Source organism: Roseicella aerolata (genome assembly GCF_020523605.1).
Lineage (GTDB): Bacteria > Pseudomonadota > Alphaproteobacteria > Acetobacterales > Acetobacteraceae > Paracraurococcus > Paracraurococcus aerolatus.
Window position 1 is genome coordinate 99013 of record NZ_JAJAQI010000016.1, and the last position, 21218, is coordinate 120230.

The 21218-nt window shown below is 70.7% G+C and carries 18 protein-coding genes; 10 read left to right on the plus strand and 8 right to left on the minus strand.

What is annotated here, in order from left to right:
* Window positions 1–8 precede the first annotated feature (8 nt).
* The 5 genes from LHA35_RS12455 to LHA35_RS12475 all read left to right on the plus strand — a co-directional run bounded on the left by LHA35_RS12455 (window position 9) and on the right by LHA35_RS12475 (window position 6115).
* Window positions 9–1079: a histone deacetylase family protein gene (locus LHA35_RS12455; RefSeq protein WP_226608593.1), complete on the plus strand. Its 1071-nt coding sequence runs from the start codon at window positions 9–11 to the stop codon at window positions 1077–1079.
* Entirely contained in the window at window positions 1079–2086 is a 1008-nt protein-coding gene (locus LHA35_RS12460; RefSeq protein WP_226608594.1) for a dipeptidase, read from the plus strand. Before LHA35_RS12455 ends, LHA35_RS12460 begins: the two co-directional genes overlap by 1 nt.
* Window positions 2087–2157: 71 nt before the next feature.
* Entirely contained in the window at window positions 2158–3684 is a 1527-nt protein-coding gene (locus LHA35_RS12465; RefSeq protein WP_226608595.1) for a YifB family Mg chelatase-like AAA ATPase, read from the plus strand.
* Between the two features lie 64 nt (window positions 3685–3748).
* Window positions 3749–5455, plus strand: a complete 1707-nt coding sequence (ggt, locus tag LHA35_RS12470; protein WP_226608596.1) for a gamma-glutamyltransferase — start codon at window positions 3749–3751, stop codon at window positions 5453–5455.
* Between the two features lie 180 nt (window positions 5456–5635).
* Window positions 5636–6115, plus strand: coding sequence for a CreA family protein (locus LHA35_RS12475; protein ID WP_226608597.1), 480 nt, complete (start codon window positions 5636–5638; stop codon window positions 6113–6115).
* A 176-nt stretch (window positions 6116–6291) separates the two neighbouring features.
* Here the strand turns inward: LHA35_RS12475 and LHA35_RS12480 are convergent, their stop codons facing one another.
* The 6 genes from LHA35_RS12480 to LHA35_RS12505 all read right to left on the minus strand — a co-directional run bounded on the left by LHA35_RS12480 (window position 6292) and on the right by LHA35_RS12505 (window position 13162).
* Window positions 6292–7371 carry an ABC transporter ATP-binding protein gene (locus tag LHA35_RS12480; RefSeq protein ID WP_226608598.1) on the minus strand — a complete coding sequence of 360 codons (1080 nt, stop codon included), beginning with the start codon at window positions 7369–7371 and terminating at the stop codon, window positions 6292–6294.
* Complete coding sequence (locus tag LHA35_RS12485) at window positions 7364–8407, minus strand: ABC transporter ATP-binding protein (RefSeq protein WP_226608599.1); 1044 nt, start codon at window positions 8405–8407, stop codon at window positions 7364–7366. Before LHA35_RS12485 ends, LHA35_RS12480 begins: the two co-directional genes overlap by 8 nt.
* The gene (locus tag LHA35_RS12490; RefSeq protein WP_226608600.1) at window positions 8407–9324 is read right to left on the minus strand and encodes an ABC transporter permease; all 918 of its coding nucleotides are present in this window, start codon (window positions 9322–9324) and stop codon (window positions 8407–8409) included. Before LHA35_RS12490 ends, LHA35_RS12485 begins: the two co-directional genes overlap by 1 nt.
* 1 nt (window position 9325) lies before the next feature.
* Window positions 9326–10315, minus strand: coding sequence for an ABC transporter permease (locus LHA35_RS12495; RefSeq protein WP_226608601.1), 990 nt, complete (start codon window positions 10313–10315; stop codon window positions 9326–9328).
* 98 nt (window positions 10316–10413) lie between these two features.
* Entirely contained in the window at window positions 10414–12015 is a 1602-nt protein-coding gene (locus LHA35_RS12500) for an ABC transporter substrate-binding protein (protein WP_226608602.1), read from the minus strand.
* Window positions 12016–12094: 79 nt separating this feature from the next.
* Window positions 12095–13162: an AI-2E family transporter gene (locus LHA35_RS12505; RefSeq protein ID WP_226608603.1), complete on the minus strand. Its 1068-nt coding sequence runs from the start codon at window positions 13160–13162 to the stop codon at window positions 12095–12097.
* Between the two features lie 148 nt (window positions 13163–13310).
* Here LHA35_RS12505 and otnI point away from each other — a divergent pair, with 148 nt between their 5' ends.
* The 3 genes from otnI (at window position 13311) to LHA35_RS12520 (ending at window position 16067) form a co-directional block, all read left to right on the plus strand.
* Window positions 13311–14090: a 2-oxo-tetronate isomerase gene (gene otnI / locus LHA35_RS12510; protein ID WP_226608604.1), complete on the plus strand. Its 780-nt coding sequence runs from the start codon at window positions 13311–13313 to the stop codon at window positions 14088–14090.
* Window positions 14091–14118: 28 nt separating this feature from the next.
* Window positions 14119–15009: a 2-hydroxy-3-oxopropionate reductase gene (locus tag LHA35_RS12515; protein ID WP_226608605.1), complete on the plus strand. Its 891-nt coding sequence runs from the start codon at window positions 14119–14121 to the stop codon at window positions 15007–15009.
* Window positions 15010–15179: 170 nt separating this feature from the next.
* Window positions 15180–16067: a helix-turn-helix domain-containing protein gene (locus LHA35_RS12520; RefSeq protein WP_226608606.1), complete on the plus strand. Its 888-nt coding sequence runs from the start codon at window positions 15180–15182 to the stop codon at window positions 16065–16067.
* An 8-nt stretch (window positions 16068–16075) separates the two neighbouring features.
* Here the strand turns inward: LHA35_RS12520 and LHA35_RS12525 are convergent, their stop codons facing one another.
* On the minus strand, window positions 16076–16672 hold the full coding sequence (locus LHA35_RS12525; protein WP_226608607.1) for a protein phosphatase CheZ: 597 nt from the start codon (window positions 16670–16672) through the stop codon (window positions 16076–16078).
* Window positions 16673–16827: 155 nt separating this feature from the next.
* Between LHA35_RS12525 and LHA35_RS12530 the strand changes: the two genes are divergently transcribed.
* A complete protein-coding gene (locus tag LHA35_RS12530) occupies window positions 16828–18300 on the plus strand; it encodes an ATP-binding protein (RefSeq protein WP_226608608.1) in 1473 nt (490 codons plus the stop codon).
* Here LHA35_RS12530 and LHA35_RS12535 read toward each other — a convergent pair.
* The gene (locus LHA35_RS12535) at window positions 18297–19388 is read right to left on the minus strand and encodes an acyltransferase family protein (RefSeq protein WP_226608609.1); all 1092 of its coding nucleotides are present in this window, start codon (window positions 19386–19388) and stop codon (window positions 18297–18299) included. The genes LHA35_RS12530 and LHA35_RS12535 overlap by 4 nt on opposite strands.
* A 71-nt stretch (window positions 19389–19459) precedes the next feature.
* Between LHA35_RS12535 and LHA35_RS12540 the strand changes: the two genes are divergently transcribed.
* Window positions 19460–20854 carry an O-antigen ligase family protein gene (locus tag LHA35_RS12540; RefSeq protein ID WP_226608610.1) on the plus strand — a complete coding sequence of 465 codons (1395 nt, stop codon included), beginning with the start codon at window positions 19460–19462 and terminating at the stop codon, window positions 20852–20854.
* Window positions 20855–21218: the final 364 nt, after the last annotated feature.

A 21218-nucleotide genomic window follows, 5' to 3' on the forward strand; every position in this document is an offset into this window, starting at 1 on the left:
CCCGGCGCATGGACAAGGACGCCGCCGCTGCTAGCCTTCCCGCCATGCGCGCCTTCCACCATCCCGACCAGATGCGGCACACGCCGCGCTTCTTCCTCGTGCGCGGCGCCGTCCGCCCGAATTTCGAGGTGCCCGAACGCGCCGCCTCGCTGCTCGCGGGGCTGGAGGCGCTGGGCATCGCGCCGGACCTCGCGACGCCGGCGGACCGGGCGGCGCTGACGCGCGTCCATACTCCCGACTATGTGGAATTCCTCGCCAGCGCGGCCGCGGCCTGGGCTGAGCTGCCCAACCCAGGGCCGGAGGTGGTGGCGAACATGCACCCCTCGCCGGAGATGCTGGCCCATGGCGCCCGCCGCGGCCCGCACATCATCAGCGACGCCGGCTGGTTCACTGCCGATGCCGCCTGCCCGATCGGCCCCGGCACCTGGGAGGCCTGCGCCGCCGCCGCCGGCGTCGCCCTCGCCGCCGCGGCGGAGGCGGCTGCGGGCCGCAGCGCCTATGCCCTCTGCCGCCCGCCCGGGCACCATGCCTATGCCGCCCGCGCCGGCGGGCACTGCTACATCAACAACGCCGCCCTCGCGGTGGAGGCGCTACGCGCCGCCGGCGCGACACGGGTCGCCACCCTCGACATCGACAGCCATCACGGCAACGGCACCCAGGGCATCTTCTGGGAACGGGACGACGTGCTCACCGTCTCGGTCCATGGCGACCCGACCCGCTACTATCCCTGGTATGTCGGCCATGCCGAGGAACGCGGCGCCGGCGCCGGCGATGGCCGCAACATCAACATGCCGCTCCCGATCGGTAGCGGCGACGCGGCCTGGCTGGAGGCGGTGGAACGCGGCGTGCAGGCCGCGCGCAACTTCGGGGCGGAGGCCCTGGTCGTCTCCCTCGGCTTCGATGCCAGCGAGCATGAGCCGCTGAACGCCCTCTCCGTCACCGCCGATGGCTTCGCCCGGGCCGGCGCGCTCATCAGCGCCCTCAGGCTGCCGAGTGCGATCGTGCAGGAGGGGGGCTACAATGTCGATCTGCTCGGCACGCTGCTGCAGCGCTTCCTGACCGGCTGGGGCGAGGCCTGATGGACGCGCAGGCGATTCACGCGGCCACCCTTTCGCTTGATACCCATATCGATCTCCGCTGGCCGGAACCGCCGGACCCGCTGACCGAGACGGCGATGCGGGTGGATTTCCCGAAGATGGCGCGCGGCGGGCTGAATGCCGCGATCTTCATCGCCTATGTCCCGCAGGGGAGGCGCGATGCGGCCGGCCATGCCGCGGCCGCCGAACGGGCGGAGGCCATGCTGCGCCATATCCGCGCCCGCGCCGACGGCATCCACCGCCGCTTCTGCGCGACCGCCGATGCGCTGGAAGCCTGCTTCGCCGCCGGCGCCCAGGCGGTGATGTCGGCGGTCGAGAACGGCTATGCCATGGGGCATGACCTGTCCGCGCCGCAGCGCTGGAAGGCGCTCGGCGCCTGCTACCTGACGCTGACGCATGACGGGCACAACGACCTGGCGGACAGTGCCCGGCCGCGCGCGCCGCTCGGCGATGCTCCGGAGGAGCATGGCGGCCTCTCCCCGCTCGGCCGCGCCGCCATCGCGGCGCTCAATCAGGCAGGGATGCTGGTCGATGTCAGCCATGTCTCGAAGAAGGGCATGCTGCAGGCGGCCGAGGTCTCCCGCACCCCCATCGTCGCCACCCACACCGCCTGCCGCGCGCTCTGCGACCATCCGCGCGGCGTGGATGACGAGCAACTCGACATGCTGCGGGCCGTGGGGGGCCTGGCGCAGATCACCGCCGTGCCGGCCTTCCTGCGGCGCGTGCCGGAAGGGCAGAAAAACCCGGCGAGCGTCGAGGACATGGCCGACCATGTGGACCATGCGGTGACGCGCATCGGCGTCGAGCATGTCGGCCTCTCCTCCGACTTCGACGGCGGCGGCGGGGTGGAGGGCTGGCAGAACGCGGCCGAGACCGCCGGGCTGAGCGCGGCGTTGCTGCGGCGCGGCTATGGGGCACGGGAACTCGGCCTGCTCTGGTCCGGCAATTTCCTCCGGCTGATGCGGCAGGCGGAGGCCGCGGCCGGCTGACCGCCTGACTTCGATTTGCTAACCGATTGTCTTGTTGCGTGTCGGCATTGAGATCGTCATGGTCCCGCACCATGACGATCGCGCGAGTCGCCAGCTTCGCCTTCTCCGGCATCGAGGCCCTGTCGGTCGAGGTGCAGGTGCAGATCGCCGCCGGCCTGCCGGCCTTCCTGGTGGTCGGCCTGCCGGACAAGGCGGTGGCGGAGAGCCGGGAGCGGGTGCGGGCGGCGCTGGCCGGCCTCGGCCTTTCGCTCCCGCCCAAGCGGGTGCTGGTGAATCTGGCGCCGGCCGACATCCAGAAGGAGGGCAGCCATTTCGACCTGCCCATTGCGCTCGCCGTGCTGGCCGCCATGGAGGTGCTGCCGCGCGAGGAACTGGCCGGCTATGCCGCGCTGGGAGAGCTGGCGCTGGATGGCGGCATCAACCCGGTAGCCGGCGTGCTGCCGGCCGCGCTCGGCGCCTCGGCCCGCGAGTTGGGCCTGATCTGCCCGGCGGCACAGGGGGGCGAGGCCGCCTGGGCCGGGCGGATCGAGGTGCTGGCCGCGCCCGACCTGCTGGCCCTGATGAACCATTTCCGCGGCACCCAGGTGCTGACCCCGCCAGAGCCGCCGGCCCCTGATGCGGCGCCCTGGCGCGGACCTTGCCTCTCCGAGGTGAAGGGGCAGGAGAGCGCCAAGCGCGCGCTGGAGGTGGCGGCGGCCGGCGGCCATAACCTGTTGATGATCGGCCCGCCGGGCGCGGGCAAGTCCATGCTCGCCGCCCGACTGCCCGGCCTGCTGCCGGAGCTGACGCCGGCCGAGGCGCTGGAGGTCAGCCTGGTGCATTCCATCGCGGGCCTGCTGCGCGATGGCCGCCTCGTCACCCGCGCGCCCTTCCGGGAGCCGCATCACAGCGCCAGCCAGGCCGCCCTGATCGGCGGCGGCAACCGCGCCAAGCCGGGTGAGATCAGCCTGGCGCATCATGGCGTGCTATTCCTGGACGAATGGCCAGAATTCCCCCGCCCGGCGCTCGAGGCGCTGCGCCAGCCCATGGAGACCGGCCGGGCGACGATCAGCCGCGCCAACCACCACGTCACCTATCCCGCGCGCTTCCAGTGCATCGCGGCGATGAATCCCTGCCGCTGCGGCTATCTCGGCGATGCGCCGCGGGAATGCGGCCGCGCTCCCCGCTGCGGGGAGGACTATCAGATGCGCCTCTCCGGCCCGCTGCTGGACCGCATGGACCTGGCGATCGAGGTGGTGCCGGTGCCCCCCGCCGAACTCGCGCGCGCCCCGGCCGGCGAGACGAGCGAGGCGGTTGCAGCCCGCATCCGCGCGGCGCGTGAGCGGCAGCGCGCCCGTTACGGCCCGGACGGTCCCCGCTGCAACGCCGCTGCGGAAGGCAGCGCGTTGGAGCGGACCCTGCAGGCCGATCCGCAGGCCCGGCAACTCGCGGAACAGGCGGCGGAGAAGCTGCGCCTCTCGGCCCGAGGCTATACCCGCACGCTGCGGGTGGCGCGCACCATCGCCGACCTCGCCGGCAGCCCCGTGGTGCAGCGCGCCCATGTGGCGGAGGCGCTGGCCTTCCGGCACCGTGGCGGGGCGCGGGTCACGCCGGCCTGACCGGGGCAGCGTTCCCGCTCCCTCGGCACCCCGCTACAAGGGCATGATCGCCGAGAGGAGCATAATGATCCGCCTGGTCCTGTTGCTCCTGCTCGTCGCGCTCGCCGCCTCCGCCCCCGCCCGGGCGCAACGCCAGATGGTGGCCGCGGCGCATCCGCTGGCCGCCGAGGCGGGCATGGCCATGCTGCGGGCCGGCGGCACGGCGCTCGATGCCGCCATCGCCACCCAGGCGGTGCTCGCCGTGGTGGAGCCGCAATCCTCCGGCCTCGGCGGCGGCGCCCTCATGCTGCACTGGGATGCCGGGGCACGGCGCCTCTCCGCCTGGGACGGGCGGGAGACCGCGCCGGCCGCCCTCCCCTCCACGCTCTTCCTGCGGGATGGCCAGCCCATGGGCTTCCACGAGGCCGCGGTCGGCGGTCGCGCGGTCGGGGTGCCCGGCGCGCTGCGCATGCTGGAGGCGGCGCATCGGGAGCAGGGCCGGCTGCCCTGGGCGGATCTCCTCGTGCCCGCCATCGCCATCGCCGAAGCCGGCTTTCCCATCACGGCACGGCTCGCCGCGCAGATCGCCGGCGATGCGGAGCGGCTGCGACGCGATCCGCAGGCCCGCGCACTCTTCCTGCCGGAGGGACGGCCGCTCGCCGAAGGTGCGGTGCTCCGCAATCCGGCGCTCGCCGCGACGCTGCGCGCCGTGGCCGAGCAGGGCGCCGATGCGCTGCATCGCGGCCCGATCGCGGCCGAGATCGCCGCTGCGGTGCGCGCCAGCCCGAATCCCGGCTTCATGACCACCGATGACCTGGCGGGCTACGAGCCGCGGCGGCGCGAGGCGCTCTGCGCCCCCTACCGCATCTGGACCCTCTGCGGCTTCCCGCCGCCTTCCTCCGGCGGTGCCACCGTGCTGCAGATCCTGGCATTGCTGGCACATCAGGACATGGCGGCGCTCGACCCGCGCGGCGCCCCTTCCGAGGCGCGGGCGCTGGATGCCGCGCATCTGCTGGGGGAGGCCGGGCGGGTCGCCTTCGCCGACCGCAACCGCTACCTCGCGGATGGCGACCATGTGCCGGTGCCGCTGCCCGGGCTGCTCGACCCCCTCTATCTGACAATCCGGGCGCAACTCATCGACCGCGACCGAGCCCAGGCGGTGCCGCGCGCCGGCAACCCGCCCTGGGCCGGCGGGACGCCGCTTGCCTCCCAGCCGCCGCAGCCGGAGAACGGCACCAGCCATCTGTCCGTCGTCGATGCCGCGGGCAATGCCGTGGCGCTGACCACCACCATCGAGGATCTCTTCGGCGCGCGGCTGATGGTGCGGGGGATGCTTCTGAACAACCAGCTCACCGACTTCTCCTTTCTGCCGGAAATCGAGGGGCGGCCGGTGGCGAACCGGGTGGGCCCGGGCAAGCGGCCGCGCTCCTCCATGTCCCCCACCATTGTCTTCGGCGCGGACGGGCAGCCGGTCGCGGTGCTCGGCTCGGCCGGCGGCACGCGCATCATCGGGCATGTCGCGCAGACGCTGGTCGCGCTGCTGGACTGGGGGATGGAGCCGCAGGCGGCGGTCGCCCTGCCCCGCATCGGCGCGGCCAATGCCATGCTGGAACTGGAAGCCGGCACCGCCGCCGCGGCGCTCGCCCCGGCCCTGCAGGCGCGCGGCTTCCCGGTGGAGGTGCGCATCATGACCAGCGGGCTGCATGCCATCCGCATCCTGCGCGGTCCGGACGGCGTCCGGCTGCAGGGCGGTGCCGATCCGCGGCGGGACGGGGTGGCGCTCGGCGAATAGCGCCTGCCGGCACCGGAGAAAGCCGCACGCCATGACCGGCGCGGCCGGCACGCCGTCCCGGCATGTCGTGGCCCGCTGCGCCCGGGTCACATCCGCGCTGCCGGCACGTTTTCTGCTCGCCCATCGGCACGGCCGATGCCGAAACCCGTTTGCGCCAAGCCCAACCGAGAGGACCCTGCCATGCCCCGCCTCGCCACCCTTGCCGCCGCGCTGCTGCTGCCCCTGGCAGCCCCCTGCGCCGCCTTCGGGCAGGAGACGAAGGAGATCGGCCACGTCAACACGGCCCTGACCAATCTTGGCCTGACCCGCAGCCATCGCGTGGTGGTGGAGCGCTTCGACGACCCGAAGGTGGAGGGCGTCTCCTGCTACATCGCCCAGGCGCGCACCGGCGGGGTGAGCGGCATGGTGGGCCTGGCCGAGGACCCGGCGCGCTTCGCCCTGTCCTGCACCGTGACCGGGCCGGTGCGAGTGAGCGAGGCCGCGCGCCGGAGCCCGCGCGGCGAGCGGGTCTATGAGAGCGCCACCAGCCTGTTCTTCAAGGAAACCCGGGTGCACCGCTTCCTGGACGAGGAGCGCAACGTCGTCGTCTACATGGCCTGGTCCACCAAGCTGGTGGAAGGCTCTCCCTTCAACGCCGTCGCGGTCGTGCCGATGCGCTGAGGCGGCCACGGCCTCCCGGATCGGGGGTCCGGCACGCCCCCGGGCCAGGCCGATCGCGGCGCGCATCCTCCGGCCGCGCAGGTGTTCGTGCCCTGGCCCGCACCCTGTGCGGGCCAGGGCACCGATGAAAAGGCCCGCTGTAGCGCCGTGTGACGCGCGGACCTCCGGAGATCCGCTCAGACGCCGGTGGCAGCCGCCGGCAAGGGTGGGACGGTGGTGCCGGGCACCACGCCGTCACGCTCCTCCTCCACCGCATGGCAGGCGACGATCGTGTCCGGCTGGCCACGCGGCGGCAGCAGGGCCGGCATCTCCGCCTTGCAGCGGGCATTCGCCAGCGGGCAGCGCGGGTGGAAGGGGCAGCCGCTCGGCGGGTTGATCGGGCTCGGCACCTCGCCGCCCACCGGGATGCGCTGCCGCCCCGTCATCTCCAGGTCCGGGATCGCCTCCATCAGCGCGCGCGTATAGGGATGCCGCGGCGCGATGAAGAGCGTCTCGGCCGGCGCCAGCTCCACCAGCCGGCCGAGATACATGACGCCGATGCGGTCGCTGACCTGCCGCACCACGGCAAGGTTGTGGCTGATGAAGAGATAGGTCAGGCCCAGCCGTGCCTGCAGGTCCTTCATCAGGTTCAGGATCTGCGCCTGCACCGAGACATCAAGCGCGCTCGTCGGCTCGTCGCAGACGAGGAATTCCGGGTTGGAGGACAGCGCGCGGGCGATGGAGATGCGCTGGCGCTGGCCGCCCGAGAATTCATGCGGGTACTTCTCGCCATCCAGCGGCGAGAGTCCGACCTGCATCAGCAGCTCGGCCACCCGCTCGCGCTGCGCCGCGCCGCCCTCCACCAGGCCGAAGGCACGGACCGGCTCGGCGATGATGTCGCGGACCCGCCAGCGTGGATTGAGCGAGGCATAGGGGTCCTGGAAGATCATCTGCATCCGGCGCCGCTGCGCCGCATCGGACCGTGCCGTCTCCAGGTCCATCCCGTCGAAGAGCACGCGGCCGCGGCTCGGCCGGTAGAGGCCGACGACGAGGCGCGCCACGGTGGACTTGCCGCAGCCGCTCTCGCCCACAAGCGAGAGCGTCGTGCCCTTCGGGATGTCGAAGGAGACGCCGTCCACCGCCTTCAGCGTGCGCCGCGCCTCCCCCGCCAGCACGCGCTGCAGCAGCGGGCGGGAGACGTCGAAATGCTTCGCCAGGTCCTCGGCGGCAAGCATCGGGGCGCCGGCGGCGCGCGGGTGGGGCCTGCGGTCAGTCATCTTTCAGCAGCTCCGGCACCTGCTTCTCGGAGGCGGGGTCGTACAGCCAGCAGGTCGCAAGGGTGGTGCCGGTCTCCAGCAGCTCCGGCCGCTCGTGCCGGCAGCGATCGAAGACATGCGGGCAGCGCGTGTTGAAGGCGCAGCCCTTCGGGATGGCGGAGAGGCGCGGCATCGCGCCCTCGATCCCGGCCAGATGGTCCACCTTGCGGTCGAGCGGCGGGATGGAGGCCATCAGCCCTTCGGAATAGGGGTGCTTCGGCGCCTTCACCACCTCCCGCACCGGCCCGATCTCGGCGATGCAGCCGGCATACATGACGGCGACGCGGTCGGCGGTCTCGGCGATCACGCCCATGTCGTGGGTGACCAGCATCATCGCGGTCCCCTTCTCCCGCGCCAGGCGCTTGAGCAGGGCGATGATCTGCGCCTGGATGGAGACGTCGAGCGCGGTGGTCGGCTCATCCGCCACGATCAGCTTCGGCTCGGCGCAGAGCGCGAGGGCGATCACGACGCGCTGGCGCATGCCGCCGGAGAATTCATGCGGATAGCTGTCCACCCGCTGCGCCGCGGCCGGGATGCCGACCATCTCCAGCCAGCCGATGGCGCGCTGCCGCGCCTCCCGGTCGGAGATGTCGAGATGCGTCTGCATCGTCTCGGTCAACTGGCGGCCGACGGTGTAGAGCGGGTTCAGCGTGGTCAGCGGGTCCTGGAAGATCGCGCCGATCTCCTTGCCGCGGATGCGCCGCATCTGCTCATAGGGCAGGTTGTCGATGCGCCGGCCGTTCAGCAGGATCTGGCCGCCCGCGATGCGCCCGGGCGGTTCCAGCAGGCCGATGATGGCGGCGCCGGTCATGGACTTGCCGGCGCCGGACTCACCCACCACGCCGAGCACCTCGCCCGGGGCGATGTCGAAGGAGACGTCGTCGAGCGCCGTCAGCACGCCGCGCCGGGTCGGGAATTCGACGCGGAGATTGCGGACCTCAAGAATGGGGCCTCCATCGCGCGAGTGCGATGGGGTGGAAAGGATGGGGGCGGCCATCAGCGGAGCCTCGGGTTCAGGGCGTCGCGCAGCCAGTCGCCCAGCAGGTTTACCGACAGCACCATCGCGATCAGGGCGAGCCCGGGAAAGATCGTGATCCACCACTCGCCGCTGAACAGGAAGTCGTTGCCGATCCGGATGAGGGTGCCGAGGGAGGGCTGGGTCGGCGGCACGCCGACGCCGAGGAAGGAGAGCGTCGCCTCCGCCAGGATGGCGAAGCCGAGATTGAGCGTGGCGATGACCAGGACGGGCCCCACCACATTGGGCAGCACATGGGTCAGCATGATCCGGATCTGGGAGATGCCGATGACCCGCGCAGCCAGCACATATTCCTTGTTGCGCTCGACCAGCGTCGAACCGCGCACCGTGCGCGCGAATTGCGGCCAGGCGCTGATGCCGATGGCGAAGATCACCACGAAGAGCGCGATCTGGTCATGCACTTCCCGCGGCAGGGCGGCACGGACCACGCCATCCACCAGCAGGGCGATGAGGATGGAGGGGAAGGTGAGCTGGATGTCGGCGATGCGCATCAGCAGGCTGTCCAGCGTGCCGCCGACATAACCGGCCAGCAGGCCGATCGCGACGCCGACGAAGGTGGAGAACAGCACCGCCGCGACGCCGACCAGCAGGGAGACCCGCGCGCCATACATGATGGCGGAGAGCACATCCCGTCCCTGATCATCGGAGCCGAGCGGGTAGAGCAGCTCGCCCTCCTCCGCCCAGGCCGGCGGCTTGAAGGCGTCGCCGAGATTCAGGCTGGCCAGGTCGAAGGGGTTGTGCGGTGCGATCCAGGGGGCCAGCACGGCGCCCAGGATGCAGACCAATGCCACGATGGCCGAGACCACCGTGACGGGCGAGCGCTTGAAGGACCACCAGAGATCGCTGTCGAAGGCGCGGGCGAGAACACCGGCGGCCATGTCAGTGCCCTCCCCGCGCCGCGCCCATGCTGGAGCGCAGCCGCGGATCGACGAGGTAGTAGAGCAGGTCGACGATCAGGTTGATGGTCACGAAGACCAGGGCGATCAGCATCAGATAGGCCGCCATGACCGGGATGTCGGCGGCGCCGACGCTCTGGATGAAAAGCAGGCCCATGCCCGGCCACTGGAACACCGTCTCCGTCACGATGGCGAAGGCGATGATGCCGCCGAGCTGCAGGCCGGCGATGGTGATGACCGGCACCAGGGTGTTCTTCAGCGCATGGCCGAAATGGACGGCGCGGTTGCCGAGGCCCCGGGCCCGGGCGAATTTTATGTAGTCGGTCCGCAGCACCTCAAGCATCTCCGCGCGCACGAGCCGCATGATCAGCGTGAGCTGGAAGAGCCCGAGGGTGATGGAGGGCAGGATCAGCGCCTTGAGGCCCGACCAGGTCAGGAAGCCGGTGCTCCACCAGCCAAGCTGGACGACGTCGCCGCGGCCGAAGCTGGGCAGCCAGCCGAGCCAGACGGAGAAGACCAGGATCAGCAGGATGCCGATCAGGAAGGTGGGCAGCGAGACCCCGATCAGGCTGAAGGTCAGGAAGGCGCGGCTGAGCCAGGAATTCCGGTAGAGGCCGGTATAGACCCCCATCGGCACGCCGACGAACATGGCGATGGCCGCAGCGCAGAAGGCAAGCTCGAGCGTGGCCGGGGCGCGCTCCGCGATCAGCTCCGCGACGGGGCGGGAGAGGCGGTAGGACAGGCCGAACTCACCCTGGAGCGCATTGCCGATGAAGGTGCCGAATTGCACGAAGAAGGGCCGGTCCAGCCCGAGGTCCTGGATCAACTGCTGGCGTTGCGCCTCGGTGAAGTCCTGGCCCAGCATGATGGAGACCGGATCGCCGACATAGGCGAACATGGCGAAGCTGATCAGCGCCACGGTCAGCATGACCGGGATCGCTTGCAGGATGCGGGAGAGGATGAAGGCGAACATCAGACGCCGCCCCCTGCCCTGGCGGACCGGGCATGGAAGGCAGTGCCCGGGTCAAGCCCGGGCATCACGGTGTCGGGGTGCAAGGGGCGTCTCGGCATTCAGTTCACCACGGCCCATCGGAAATAGGGCTGGTTGTTGGCCATATGGGGGATCTGGATGTTGGACCGCATGGCCCAGGGGATCATCTGGTGGTGCAGCGGGATATGCGGCACGTCCTCGCGGTAGAGCCGCAGCGCCTCGGTGATCGCGGCCTGCCGCGCCTCGCCCGTCTCCGACTTCATGCGCTGGATCAGCGCATCCATCCGCGGGTTGGAATAGCGGCCGTAATTCCAGATTCCGTCGCCCTGCTCCCCGTTCCGGGTCGCCAGCAGCGACTGGAAGGAATAGAGCGCATCCAGCGTCGGCACGCCCCAGCCCAGCATGTAGACCGAGGTGTCGTCGCGCTGGATCTGGGCGAAGAAAGGCGCCAGCGGCTGCGCCTTCAGCGTGGTCCGCACGCCGATGCGCGACCACATGGCGGCGATGTTCTGGCAGATCTGCTCGTCATTGATGTAGCGGTTGTTCGGACAGTCGAGCGTCACCGCGAAGCCCTGGGGATAGCCGGCCTCCGTCAGAAGGGCGCGGGCACGGGCGGCGTCATGGGGCAGCCGCACATCCTCCGCCTTGACGTAGCCGTTCACCTGCTCGGGGAAGAGCGTGCCGGTCACCACGGACTGGCCACGCATGGTGGTGCGGTGGATCGCCTGGATGTCGATGGCGTGGTAGAGCGCCTGCCGCACGCGGACATCCTTGAAGGGGTTCCTGCCCTTCACGTCGCTGTACAGCAGCTCATCCCGCTGGGTGTCGAAGGCGATGAACAGGGTCCGCACCTCCGGCCCCTCCAGCACCTTCACCCCGGACGCGTTGCGCAGCCGGTTGAGGTCCTGCAGCGGCGGATCCAGCACGAAATCCACCTCGCCCGAGAGCAGGGCGGCGATGCGCGTGGCATCCGAGGCGATCGGGCGGTAGACGATCTCCGTCACGTTCCCGCCATTGCCCTCGACGCTCCAGCCCCACCAGCCATCGTTGCGGGCCAGCACGGTGCGCACATCCGGCTCGCGCGAGGCGAGACGATAGGCGCCGGTGCCATTGGTGTTGCGGACCGTGAACATCTCCTCCCGCTGCCGCGTGTTCTGCGGGCGGGTGGCGTTGTGCTTCTCCGACCAGGTCTTGGACATGATGAAGACACTGGCCAGCTTGTTCGGCAGGATCGGGTCGGGGCGCTTCAGGATGATATCCACCGTGCGCTCGTCTACCGCCGCCACGCGGTCGATAGTGTCGACGAAGATCCCGAAATTGCTGGTCGGCTGCAGGGCGCGCTGGAGGGAGAAGACGACATCCTCGGCGGTCAGCGTCTCGCCTTCATGGAAGGTCACGCCCTGGCGGAGCAGGAAGCGCCAGCGCGTCGGCTCCTCCTGCCGCCATTCGGTGGCAAGGCCCGGCGCGATCGACAGGTCCTGGTTGCGCTTCACCAGGGGGTCGTAGATCTGCTGCAGCACCATCGTCACGGTGCCGGTATTCTGGCTGTGCGGATCCATGGTGTTCGGATCGCCGCTCGCCGCCCAGCGGACGGTCTTCGCCTCGGCGGCACCCGCCCCCAGCATGGCCAGCACGGCCAAAGCCACGGCGGTCCGGCGGACCGCCCCTGCCCTCATCCCCATCGCCTGTCTCCCGCTCCGGCCCGGTATTCCGGTTCCCGGACCCGCCCTATAGGCCGCCGGCCACCCCGCCGAAAAGGTGTCAGACCGGACCTTTGGCCGGAGTGGTGCCCTCATCCGCCCAGTCCTTGAGCAGGGTGAAGCCGACCGCCAGCAGCACCGGGCCCAGGAACAGGCCGAGGAAGCCGAAGGCGAACACCCCGCCCAGCGCGCCCAGCAGCGTCAGCAGCAGCGGCAGATCGGCGCCGCGCGAGATCAGCCAGGGGCGGATGACATTGTCTGCGCTGCTGATCCCGAAGGCGCCGTAGAGGCCGAGGAAGATGCCCCAGCCCGTCTGCCCCTCGGCGAAGAGCCAGAGCGTGGCGGGAATCCAGACCAGCGGCGCGCCGACCGGCAGGATGGAGATGCAGCCGGCAATGACGGCGAGCAGCGCCGGCCGCGGCACGCCGGCCAACCAGAGGCCGAACCAGGTCATGACACCCTGCGCCACCGCGGTGCCGAGCAGGCCGTAGACGACGCCGCGCGTGACGTCGCCCGTCAGCTCGACGATATGGCGGGTCTGGTCGCCGGCCAGCCGGGCCAGCGCCGCCTCGGCCCGCTTCGCGATCGCCGGGCCGTCCCGGTAGAGGAAGAAGGCCAGGAGGATGGCGACCAGCACCTCGGCCAGGCCCGAGAGCACCGCCAGCAGGATGCCAAGGGCGCCCTGCGCCAGCGTGCCCGCATAGGGGCTGATCAGCCCGGCCAGACCGGAAAAGCCGAAATCCACCCCGGCCAGGTAGCCCTGCAGCATCGGTCCGACCATGGGCAGCCGCCCGAGCCAGTCCCCCAGCCCCGGCATGCCCTGGGTCAGGAAGCTCTCGACCGCGGCGCGCAGCCCCTCGATCTCATCCCGGCTCGTCGGCGTGGCATAGACCAGCGGCAGGCCGATGACGAGAAACTCCGCCAGCACCATCACCAGCGCCGCCAGGCCGGGCGAGAGCCGCGTTTTCTCCCGCAGGAAGCGGAAGGCCGGCCAGGTCGAATAGACCAGGATCGCGGCCCAGAGCAGCGCCGAGAGGAAGGGCCGCAGCACCATCAGGCACCCGACCACCAGCGCAAGCGCCGCGAGCAGCCCGAGGAAGCGGACCGGGTTGGCACTGTCAGGCTGCATCATCCCCTCCGTCCGGGCCCAGCCGCTTCGGGGCGTGAGCCGGTCCGGGCTGCTCTAGCATCGGCCCTCGCGGCGTGCATCCGCGCCAGTAGCCAGCCCGGCGCAGCGCCGTTAGCTTCCGCTCCCAACCCGGGGAGGACTCCGCGCCATGCCGCGCTTCGCCGCCAACCTGTCGATGATGTTCACCGAATTGCCCTTCCTCGACCGCTTCGCCCGCGCCCGGGCAGCCGGCTTCCAGGCGGTGGAGTTCCTTTTTCCCTACGAGTTCCCCGCGGCCGATATCGCGCAACGGCTGAAGGACAACGGGTTGCAGCAGGTGCTGTTCAACGCCCCGCCCGGCGACTGGGCGGCGGGCGAGCGCGGCCAAGCGGCGCTGCCTGGTCGGCAGGCGGAGTTCCGGGAAGGGGTGAAGAAGGCGCTCGACTACGCCGCGGCCCTCGCCTGCCCGCGGCTGCACCTGATGGCCGGCCTCGCGCCCGCGGGCGTGCCACGCGACACCCTGCTGGCGACCTATGCCGCGAACCTCGCCTGGGCGGCAGAGGAATGCGGCAAGGCGGGCGTGAAGCCGGTGATTGAGCCGATCAACCACCGGGACATCCCGGGCTTCTTCCTGAACCGGACGGACGAGGCCGCCGCCATCATCGAGGCGATCGGCCCCGAGAGGCTGGGCATGCAGTTCGACCTCTACCACTGCCAGATCACCGAGGGCGACATCGTGAAGCGGGTGGAGAAGCACCTGCCGCTGATCGCCCATATGCAGGTGGCCGACAATCCCGGCCGCAACGAGCCGGGCACGGGCGAGGTGAACTGGCCCTTCGTCTTCCGCCGGATCGACGAACTCGGCTTCCGCGGCTGGATCGGCTGCGAGTACCGCCCGGCGGCCGAGACGGAAGCCGGCCTCGGCTGGTTCGCCCCCTACAAATCCTGACCACCCAGACCACAAGGATCTGCCGCATATGAAGATCGGCTTCATCGGCCTCGGCATCATGGGCAAGCCCATGGCGCTGCACCTCAAGACCGCCGGACATGAGCTCTTCGTACCGGAGCGCAAGAGCCTGACGGAGGAGATCCGCGGCGCCGCTACCGTGCTGCCGGATGCGAAGGCGGTCGCCGCTGCGGCCGAGGTGATCATCCTGATGGTCCCCGACACCCCGGATGTGGAGGCGGTGCTGTTCGGCCAGGCCGGAGTCGCGGCGGGCCTCTCCCCGGGCAAGCTCGTGATCGACATGTCCTCGATCAGCCCGACCGCGACCAAGGAATTCGCGAAGAAGGTCAACGCGCTCGGCTGCGATTACCTGGACGCGCCCGTCTCGGGCGGTGAGGTCGGGGCCAGGCAGGCGACGCTCACCATCATGGTCGGTGGCGAGGAGAAGGCCTTCGAGCGCGCTAGGCCGCTCTTCGAGGCCATGGGCAAGAACATCACCCTGGTCGGGCCGAATGGCGCCGGCCAGACCACCAAGGTCGCCAACCAGATCATCGTAGCGCTCACCATCGAGGCAGTGGGTGAGGCGCTGGTCTTCGCCAGCAAGGCCGGCGCCGACCCGGCCAAGGTGCGGCTGGCGCTGATGGGCGGCCTCGCCACCTCCCGTATCCTGGAACTGCATGGGGAGCGGATGATCAAGCGGACCTTCAACCCGGGCTTCCGGATCGTGCTGCACCAGAAGGACCTCAACCTGGCGCTGCAATCGGCCAAGGAGCTCGGGGTGGCGCTGCCCAACACGGCCTCCACCCAGCAGCTCTTCTCCGCCTCCATCGCCGCGGGCAATGGCGGGCTGGACCATTCCGGGCTGGTGAAGGCGCTGGAGATCATGGCGGCGCATCCGGTTGTGCCCGACCCCAAGACCTGACGCGAAACGCGAGTCGTGGGGCGCCATGCCCCGCGCTTAGGGAAATCGCGGCGGGATACTTGCCTTTCCGGTGGAATGCGCGCAGTTTTTTGGACAGGGTGCAGGTCGCGTGAGCGGCCTGCGCGTCAGCGCCGTAGTGTCGGCAAGGATTGGCGAGCCGGAGCAGAGTGATGCGTTTCGCGGATATCGGGCAGCAATTGCGGGCATATCGGCTCGAATCCGGCCTGCGGGCGGAGGAGATCGCCGCACGCCTCGGGGTCTCGCGCGCGGCGCTGTACCGTTACGAGAAGGGCGAGGTCATCAAGCTGGACACGATCCGGCGGCTCGCGGAACTGCTGAAGATCTCGCCGCTGTCACTCCTGGGAATCGGAATCGACTATTTTTCCCGCCCGCTCGCCTTCCAGGAAAGGCTTCGCCAGATCGAGGAGGAGGCCGACCAGATCCTGCTGTTCGGCAGCGGGGTCTGCTTCCAGGTCGCCAGCGAAGCCTATGAGGCGGCGCTGACCGAAGCCTGGACCGAATCGGCCGAGGCGGCGCCGGATCTGCTGCAGGGCCGCGCCCAGGCGGAACAGGCGCTCTCCGTCATCGCCATCCGGCGCAAGCTGTACCAGCAGCGCCGGCCAAGCATCATTGCCATCCTGTCGGAAGGTGCGCTCCGCCGCCTCCTGGAGGAGGGCGTGGCGCCGGGTCTCGCCCTGTCCGAGCGCAGCCGGACCCGCTGCCGCGCCGCCGCCATCGCCGAGGTGGAAAACATCGCCAATTTGATGGAGGCGGTTCCGATCGGCCTGCAGATCGGGCTGAAGGAGGGGCCGGAGCCGGTCGGCAGCTTCATGGTCCTGCGGGGCCGGGAGCGGGCGCATGTGGTGACCAGCCCCTTCCCACCGGATAGCGGGCCGGCGGTGGGCGCCGGCGTCGCGACCATCACCGCGGCCGACGAGGCGGTGGGCCTGCACCAGCGGGTGGCGGAAGCAGCCTGGCGGGATGCGCTGAAGGGCGTCGCCGCGGCCAACCGGGTGCGGGCGCTCATCCGGGCCGTTCCCCCGGCCGAAGCCGCCTGAACCAGCCGCTATCCGTTCAGCAGACGGTCGATCTCCGATTGCCCGAGATCGGGTCCGGCCGTCGCCGGATCAGGCACCGTCGCGGCCAGCGCGCGCACCGTCACCCGCCCGGCCTCGGGCGGGGCCGCCTGTGGCGGGATGAGCCCCTGCAGCATCGTTTCCACCTGTTGTAGGTGCTGGATGGCGCGGCGGATGCGCTGGCCGGTGACGTCCTGGAAGCTGCAGGCCTCGAAGATCGAGCTGACCCGCGCCGAGAGCGCCTGCAGCGCAACCCTGTCCTGCGCCCCATCCTCGATCCAGGACTGGATCGCCTCCGCCGCTTCGAGGATGGTGGTTGCCGCCGCCTCCGTTGCCTGCACCACCGCTTCCAGCTCCACGCCGCTGTTGCGCGTGCCGGCGGCCGGGATGGCCACCAGGCCCGCGATCTGCGCATGGATTCGGGCGAGCTGGGCGGAGAGGTTGGCTTCGCTGTCGTCTACCAGCTGGACGGTGGCATGCAGCTCGGCACTCAGCTCGGCGATCCGGCGGTCGATGAACTGCCGCAGTGAGTCGAACTGCGCGGTGAGCTCCGCGGCCGGTGCCGGGCCTGGGGACGGGGTCTGCATGCCCTATCCCTAGACCTCTCCTCCTTTCGTGGCGGTGAATGCGCCCCGTCGGAGGAGCATAGCCCGCCCCGGTTTCGCCGGGCCGAGGGTGCGTCGTCATTGAGCGGACCGGGCCGGTGCTCTAGGAGCATCGCTCGACGGAGCACCGGGGCAGGATGGCGGTCAGCATCGATCTGGGGCGGAAGGACAATGGCCAGCCGGCCCTGCTGGACCTGGAGGAGCTTCTCGCCACCCGCCTGCTGGTCCAGGGCAATTCGGGCTGCGGCAAGTCCCATCTGCTGCGCCGGCTGCTGGAGCGCAGCGCCCCTTTCGTCCAGCAGGCGATCATCGACCCGGAAGGCGATTTCGTCTCCCTCGCCGATCGCTTCGGCCATCTGGTGATCGACGTCGCGGAGCAGACGGAGCAGGGTCTGGTCCTGGCCGGGGAGCGGGTGCGGCAGCACCGCGTCTCGGTGGTGCTGAACCTGGAGGGGGTGGATATCGAGGGGCAGATGCGCCGTGCCGCCGCCTTCCTGGACGGGATCTTCTCGGTCGAGCGCACCTACTGGACGCCGATGCTGGTGGTGGTGGATGAGGCGCAGCTCTTCGCCCCCTCCGGCGGGGTCGAGGTGGCGGAGGAGGCCCGCCGCGCCTCGCTCGGCGCCATGACGGACCTGATGTGCCGCGGCCGCAAGCGCGGCCTCGCGGGCGTCATCGCCACCCAGCGCCTGGCGAAGCTCGCCAAGAATGTCGCGGCCGAGGCGTCCAACTTCCTGATGGGCCGCACCTTCCTCGATATCGACATGGCCCGCGCCGCCGACCTGCTGGGGATGGAGCGGCGCCAGGCGGAGATGTTCCGCGACCTGGAGCGCGGGCGGTTCATGGCGCTCGGCCCCGCCCTCGCCCGCCGGCCGGTCGCGGTGCGGATCGGCGAGGTGGAGACGGAAAGCCGCGGCGCCGGCCCCGGGCTCATGCCCCTGCCGGAGACACGGCCTGAGGAAGCCCGGGCGCTGATCCTGCAGGCCCCGCCGCCCGAGATGCCCCGGCCTCGGCGTGCGCCGCCCGTCCCGCCGCCGGATATCCTGGCCCAACTCGCCGCCGCCCGCCCGGCCGCGCCGGCGCAGCTTCCGCCGGCCAGCGCCGAGGAAGAGGCGGAGCGCCGCCGTGCCCAACTGGCGGTCCTGCGCAGCATCCTGGCCGACCCCGCCGCCGCCTTCCGGCCCGTGCAGTCGCTCTACCAGGATTTCCAGCTGCGCTGCCGGATCGAGATGCTGCCCGGCCGCCCGCCGGACCTGGCCGCCTTCCGGCGGCTGCTGGCGGTGGTGCTGGCCGGCGTGACCGACGCGTTGGAGGAGCGCGCCGAATGGCAGGCCGCGCTCGACTACGCGGCACGCCTGCCGGAGGACCGGCAGGGCGCCTATCTGCTGCTGGCGCGGGCGGCGCTGGAGGATGAGCCCTGCCCCTCCGACCTGGCGATCGCCCGGGTCCTCGGCAGCATCTCCCGCGGGCGCGGCCGCTCGGCGCTGGAGTTCATCGAGAAGCAGGGGCTGATCGCCTGCCGGCCCGATGCCGCCGGCCGCCGGGTCGTCACCCTGATCGGCCCGGGCTGGGAGACGGCGCCCGGGGATCCGGAGGCGGCCGTCGCCTAATCCGTCGCCGGCCGCGCGAGCCCGACCGGTGGGGCGGGGTTCCGCCGCTCCAGGATCCAGCGATGCGCCGGCACCTCGACCCAGCGCCAGGCGCACCAGCCGAGGGCAAGGGTCGCGGCGAAGCCTCCCGCCATGAGCGCGACCCGGCCGCCGAGGCCGGGATCGCCCAGCCGCAACAGCCCGACCACCACCGCCTCGACGAAGACCCAGCTGAGATAAATGCCGAAGGAGGCTTCGCCGAGCCGCAGCAGCAGACTCTGCCGGGCCGGCGCGGCGCGGCCGGTACCCCCCCGCCAGATAGCCAGAATGGCGCCGGCCAGGCCGAGCACGGTGACCGCATCCTGCCGGAGCCAGAGGCCGAGTGGCAGCGCCAGCAGCGCCAGCCAGGGAAGTGCCCGCGGCAGCGCCCCTTCCGTCGCCAGGCGACCGAGACCGAGGCCGAGCGCGAATTCGAGGCCGAAGCGCACCAGGCCGAGATGCAGCGAATGGTTCAGGGACCCCGCCGGGCCATACTGCGTCAGGGCGTAAAGGCCGCCCAGGGCGGCGGCCGGGACCAGCGCCACCGCCGCCAGCGGCAGCCGCAGCAGCGCCGCGATCACCGCCGGGAAGGCCAGGTAGCCCGCCCATTCCACCGACAGCGCCCAGGAGGGGTAGTTCCAGCTGAAGCGCTGCGTGGTTTCCCAGCCATGCAGCAGGAAGAGCTGCAGGACGAAGTCGCGCAGGGCGAAGCGCTCCGGCTCCCGGATCGTCACACCGAGCGCGACGGCGGTGCCGACCAGCAGCGCCAGCGCCAGCAGCGCCAGGACATGCAACGGCCAGATCTTCGCCACGCGCCGCAGCAGGAAGCGGCCGATGCCCGCGATGCCACGCGGCGGGCGGGCGCCATAGCCCAGCCAGAGCGCAAAGCCCGAGAGCAGGAAGAACCCGTCCACCCCCAGATAGCCACGCCATAACAGCGGCCCGAGCCAATGCCGGCTGTCCAGGACAGCAAGCGGCAGGTTGAGGTGGTAGAGGATCACCCAGCCGATGAGGAAGAAGCGCAGCCGCGTGAGCCCCGCATGCCGCTGCGCCACACCTGTCCCCTGCATCGCCTCCCACCCCTTATCTGACACAACCCTGATTTGGCCCATTCCCGGGCCACATGGGACAACACCGTTGCATGAACATCGCCCTTTCGCCTACGACGCAGCGTGTCATCGCGCTGCTCGGCGCGGCCTTCCTGCTCATCGGTGCGGTCGTGATCCCGTACCGGATGCTGCAGATCGTCCCGGTCATGGTGCTAGGGCTGGCGGCGCTCGCCTTCTACCAATTTCCGCGTGCGCTCGCGGTGGTGCTGGTGCTGAGTTGCGGTCTTGGCCTCGACATCCAGATGGAGGCGGTGGCGGGAATCGGCGGCTCGCTCGGCGCCGCCATGGTGAAGCTGATCCCCTTTGCGCTCGCGGCGGTGCTGGTGCTGCGCTACGGGCTGTCACGGGAAGTCAACTGGCCCTTCCTCACCTTCGTTGCGATCGCGGGATTCAGCCTCGCCATCCTGCCGATCGGGCGGATCGCCAGCAATACCGACATGGTGCGAAGCTTCATCGGTTCGAGCGCGCCCTTCGTGCTCGGCTTCGCGGTGGCGCCCAGGAAGGTCTGGACCTTGCTGATCCGCGGCGCCGCGGTGGTCCCGATCATCAGCGTGCTGGCCAGCCTGCCGGTCGCCGCCATCGGCCTCTGGCCCTCCTTCGACGCGGGCGGTCGCTTCCAGGGCATGCATACGCCGCCCTTCCTGGCCGGCTTCTGCGTGACCGCCATCTTCGCCGCCTCTCTCGAATACCTGCGTGGCTTCCGGCTGGTCTGGCTGGTGGTCGCGGGCATCGACCTCGCCATCCTGATGCTCACCCAGGCGCGCGCGCCGCTCATCGCGGTCGGCCTCTATGTCGGCATCGTCTTCCTGTTCTCGGGCCGCGAGATCCTGCCGCTGAAGCGCAAAGTGGATCTGGTGATGGGCGGCCTGCTGCCCGGGGTCCTCGTGCTCGGCCCCGCGCTCTACTTCGCGCTCGACCGCATCACCGGCATGGCCGGCAATATGTCCGGCCGCGACATCATCTGGCCCTACTTCCTCAATGCCATCCAGGCGCGTCCGCTTTTCGGCTTCGGCCTCGGCGCGGGCAAGCTGATCGTCGATCCGGAGGATCCGACCATCCGCCTGCTCGGCAGCAATGCCGCGCATAACGAGTATCTGCGGCTGGCGGTCGATGCCGGGATCATCGGCTGCGCCGCCATTTTCCTCTCGATCATCCTCTGGATCTGGACCGGATCGAACAAGGCGCCGCCGAAGGACCGGCTGGTGCTCCGGGCCGCCCTCCTCGCCGCGCTGTTGCACAGCGGCTTCGATAACACGCTGATCGCCAGCACGGCGCTGATGCAGTTCAGCTTCTTTGCCGCGGCCATGGCGCGCGGCCGGGCCGATTGGCGGGAGATGGCGCCCCGCAGGGCAGGCAAGAATCGCCGGGAGGCCTGGCCGGAGGAAGGCGCCATGTCGGCGGCACTGGCGCGACAGGCGCGGGGGTGATGCCAGGGAGGGAGGCTTCCTCGGGTGTCCTCATCAGGGACCCGGCCTCGCTCGATCCGGCCTGCGCTCGCGACCGCAACAGCCTACGGAACGGCTCGGGCCGGCACCCTGCCTGGGCCGGCAGGCGTGCGTGGCGAGGCGTCCTCAAAGCGTCTTGCCCGTCCGCACCGATGCGGGTTGGCATCAGGCTGTCGCCCGGTACATGACCGCCACATCAGGCGGCCTTCACCCTGGGACCGAACATCTAGACCCGAGTAGCCCTGGCTGGAATCGGCTTGTGATTGGCTGCGGCGCGAGGTGGTGTGATTCGTAGGTGTCCAGCTTGGGCTGGAGGCTTCGATGGCGTGGCGTCGTGGGCAGGCCT

Bases quoted from the DNA above. Each gene is read 5' to 3' on its own strand.
- LHA35_RS12530 (WP_226608608.1), top strand. From the start codon at position 16,828: ATGGCGGTCAGCATCGATCTGGGGCGGAAGGACAATGGCCAGCCGGCC.
- LHA35_RS12535 (WP_226608609.1), bottom strand. From the start codon at position 19,388: ATGCAGGGGACAGGTGTGGCGCAGCGGCATGCGGGGCTCACGCGGCTG.
- LHA35_RS12490 (WP_226608600.1), bottom strand. From the start codon at position 9,324: ATGGCCGCCGGTGTTCTCGCCCGCGCCTTCGACAGCGATCTCTGGTGG.
- LHA35_RS12505 (WP_226608603.1), bottom strand. From the start codon at position 13,162: ATGCAGCCTGACAGTGCCAACCCGGTCCGCTTCCTCGGGCTGCTCGCG.
- LHA35_RS12525 (WP_226608607.1), bottom strand. From the start codon at position 16,672: ATGCAGACCCCGTCCCCAGGCCCGGCACCGGCCGCGGAGCTCACCGCG.
- LHA35_RS12485 (WP_226608599.1), bottom strand. From the start codon at position 8,407: ATGGCCGCCCCCATCCTTTCCACCCCATCGCACTCGCGCGATGGAGGC.
- LHA35_RS12515 (WP_226608605.1), top strand. From the start codon at position 14,119: ATGAAGATCGGCTTCATCGGCCTCGGCATCATGGGCAAGCCCATGGCG.
- LHA35_RS12465 (WP_226608595.1), top strand. From the start codon at position 2,158: ATGACGATCGCGCGAGTCGCCAGCTTCGCCTTCTCCGGCATCGAGGCC.
- LHA35_RS12475 (WP_226608597.1), top strand. From the start codon at position 5,636: ATGCCCCGCCTCGCCACCCTTGCCGCCGCGCTGCTGCTGCCCCTGGCA.
- LHA35_RS12480 (WP_226608598.1), bottom strand. From the start codon at position 7,371: ATGACTGACCGCAGGCCCCACCCGCGCGCCGCCGGCGCCCCGATGCTT.
- otnI (WP_226608604.1), top strand. From the start codon at position 13,311: ATGCCGCGCTTCGCCGCCAACCTGTCGATGATGTTCACCGAATTGCCC.
- LHA35_RS12460 (WP_226608594.1), top strand. From the start codon at position 1,079: ATGGACGCGCAGGCGATTCACGCGGCCACCCTTTCGCTTGATACCCAT.
- LHA35_RS12455 (WP_226608593.1), top strand. From the start codon at position 9: ATGGACAAGGACGCCGCCGCTGCTAGCCTTCCCGCCATGCGCGCCTTC.
- LHA35_RS12495 (WP_226608601.1), bottom strand. From the start codon at position 10,315: ATGTTCGCCTTCATCCTCTCCCGCATCCTGCAAGCGATCCCGGTCATG.
- LHA35_RS12540 (WP_226608610.1), top strand. From the start codon at position 19,460: ATGAACATCGCCCTTTCGCCTACGACGCAGCGTGTCATCGCGCTGCTC.
- LHA35_RS12520 (WP_226608606.1), top strand. From the start codon at position 15,180: ATGCGTTTCGCGGATATCGGGCAGCAATTGCGGGCATATCGGCTCGAA.
- LHA35_RS12500 (WP_226608602.1), bottom strand. From the start codon at position 12,015: ATGGGGATGAGGGCAGGGGCGGTCCGCCGGACCGCCGTGGCTTTGGCC.
- ggt (WP_226608596.1), top strand. From the start codon at position 3,749: ATGATCCGCCTGGTCCTGTTGCTCCTGCTCGTCGCGCTCGCCGCCTCC.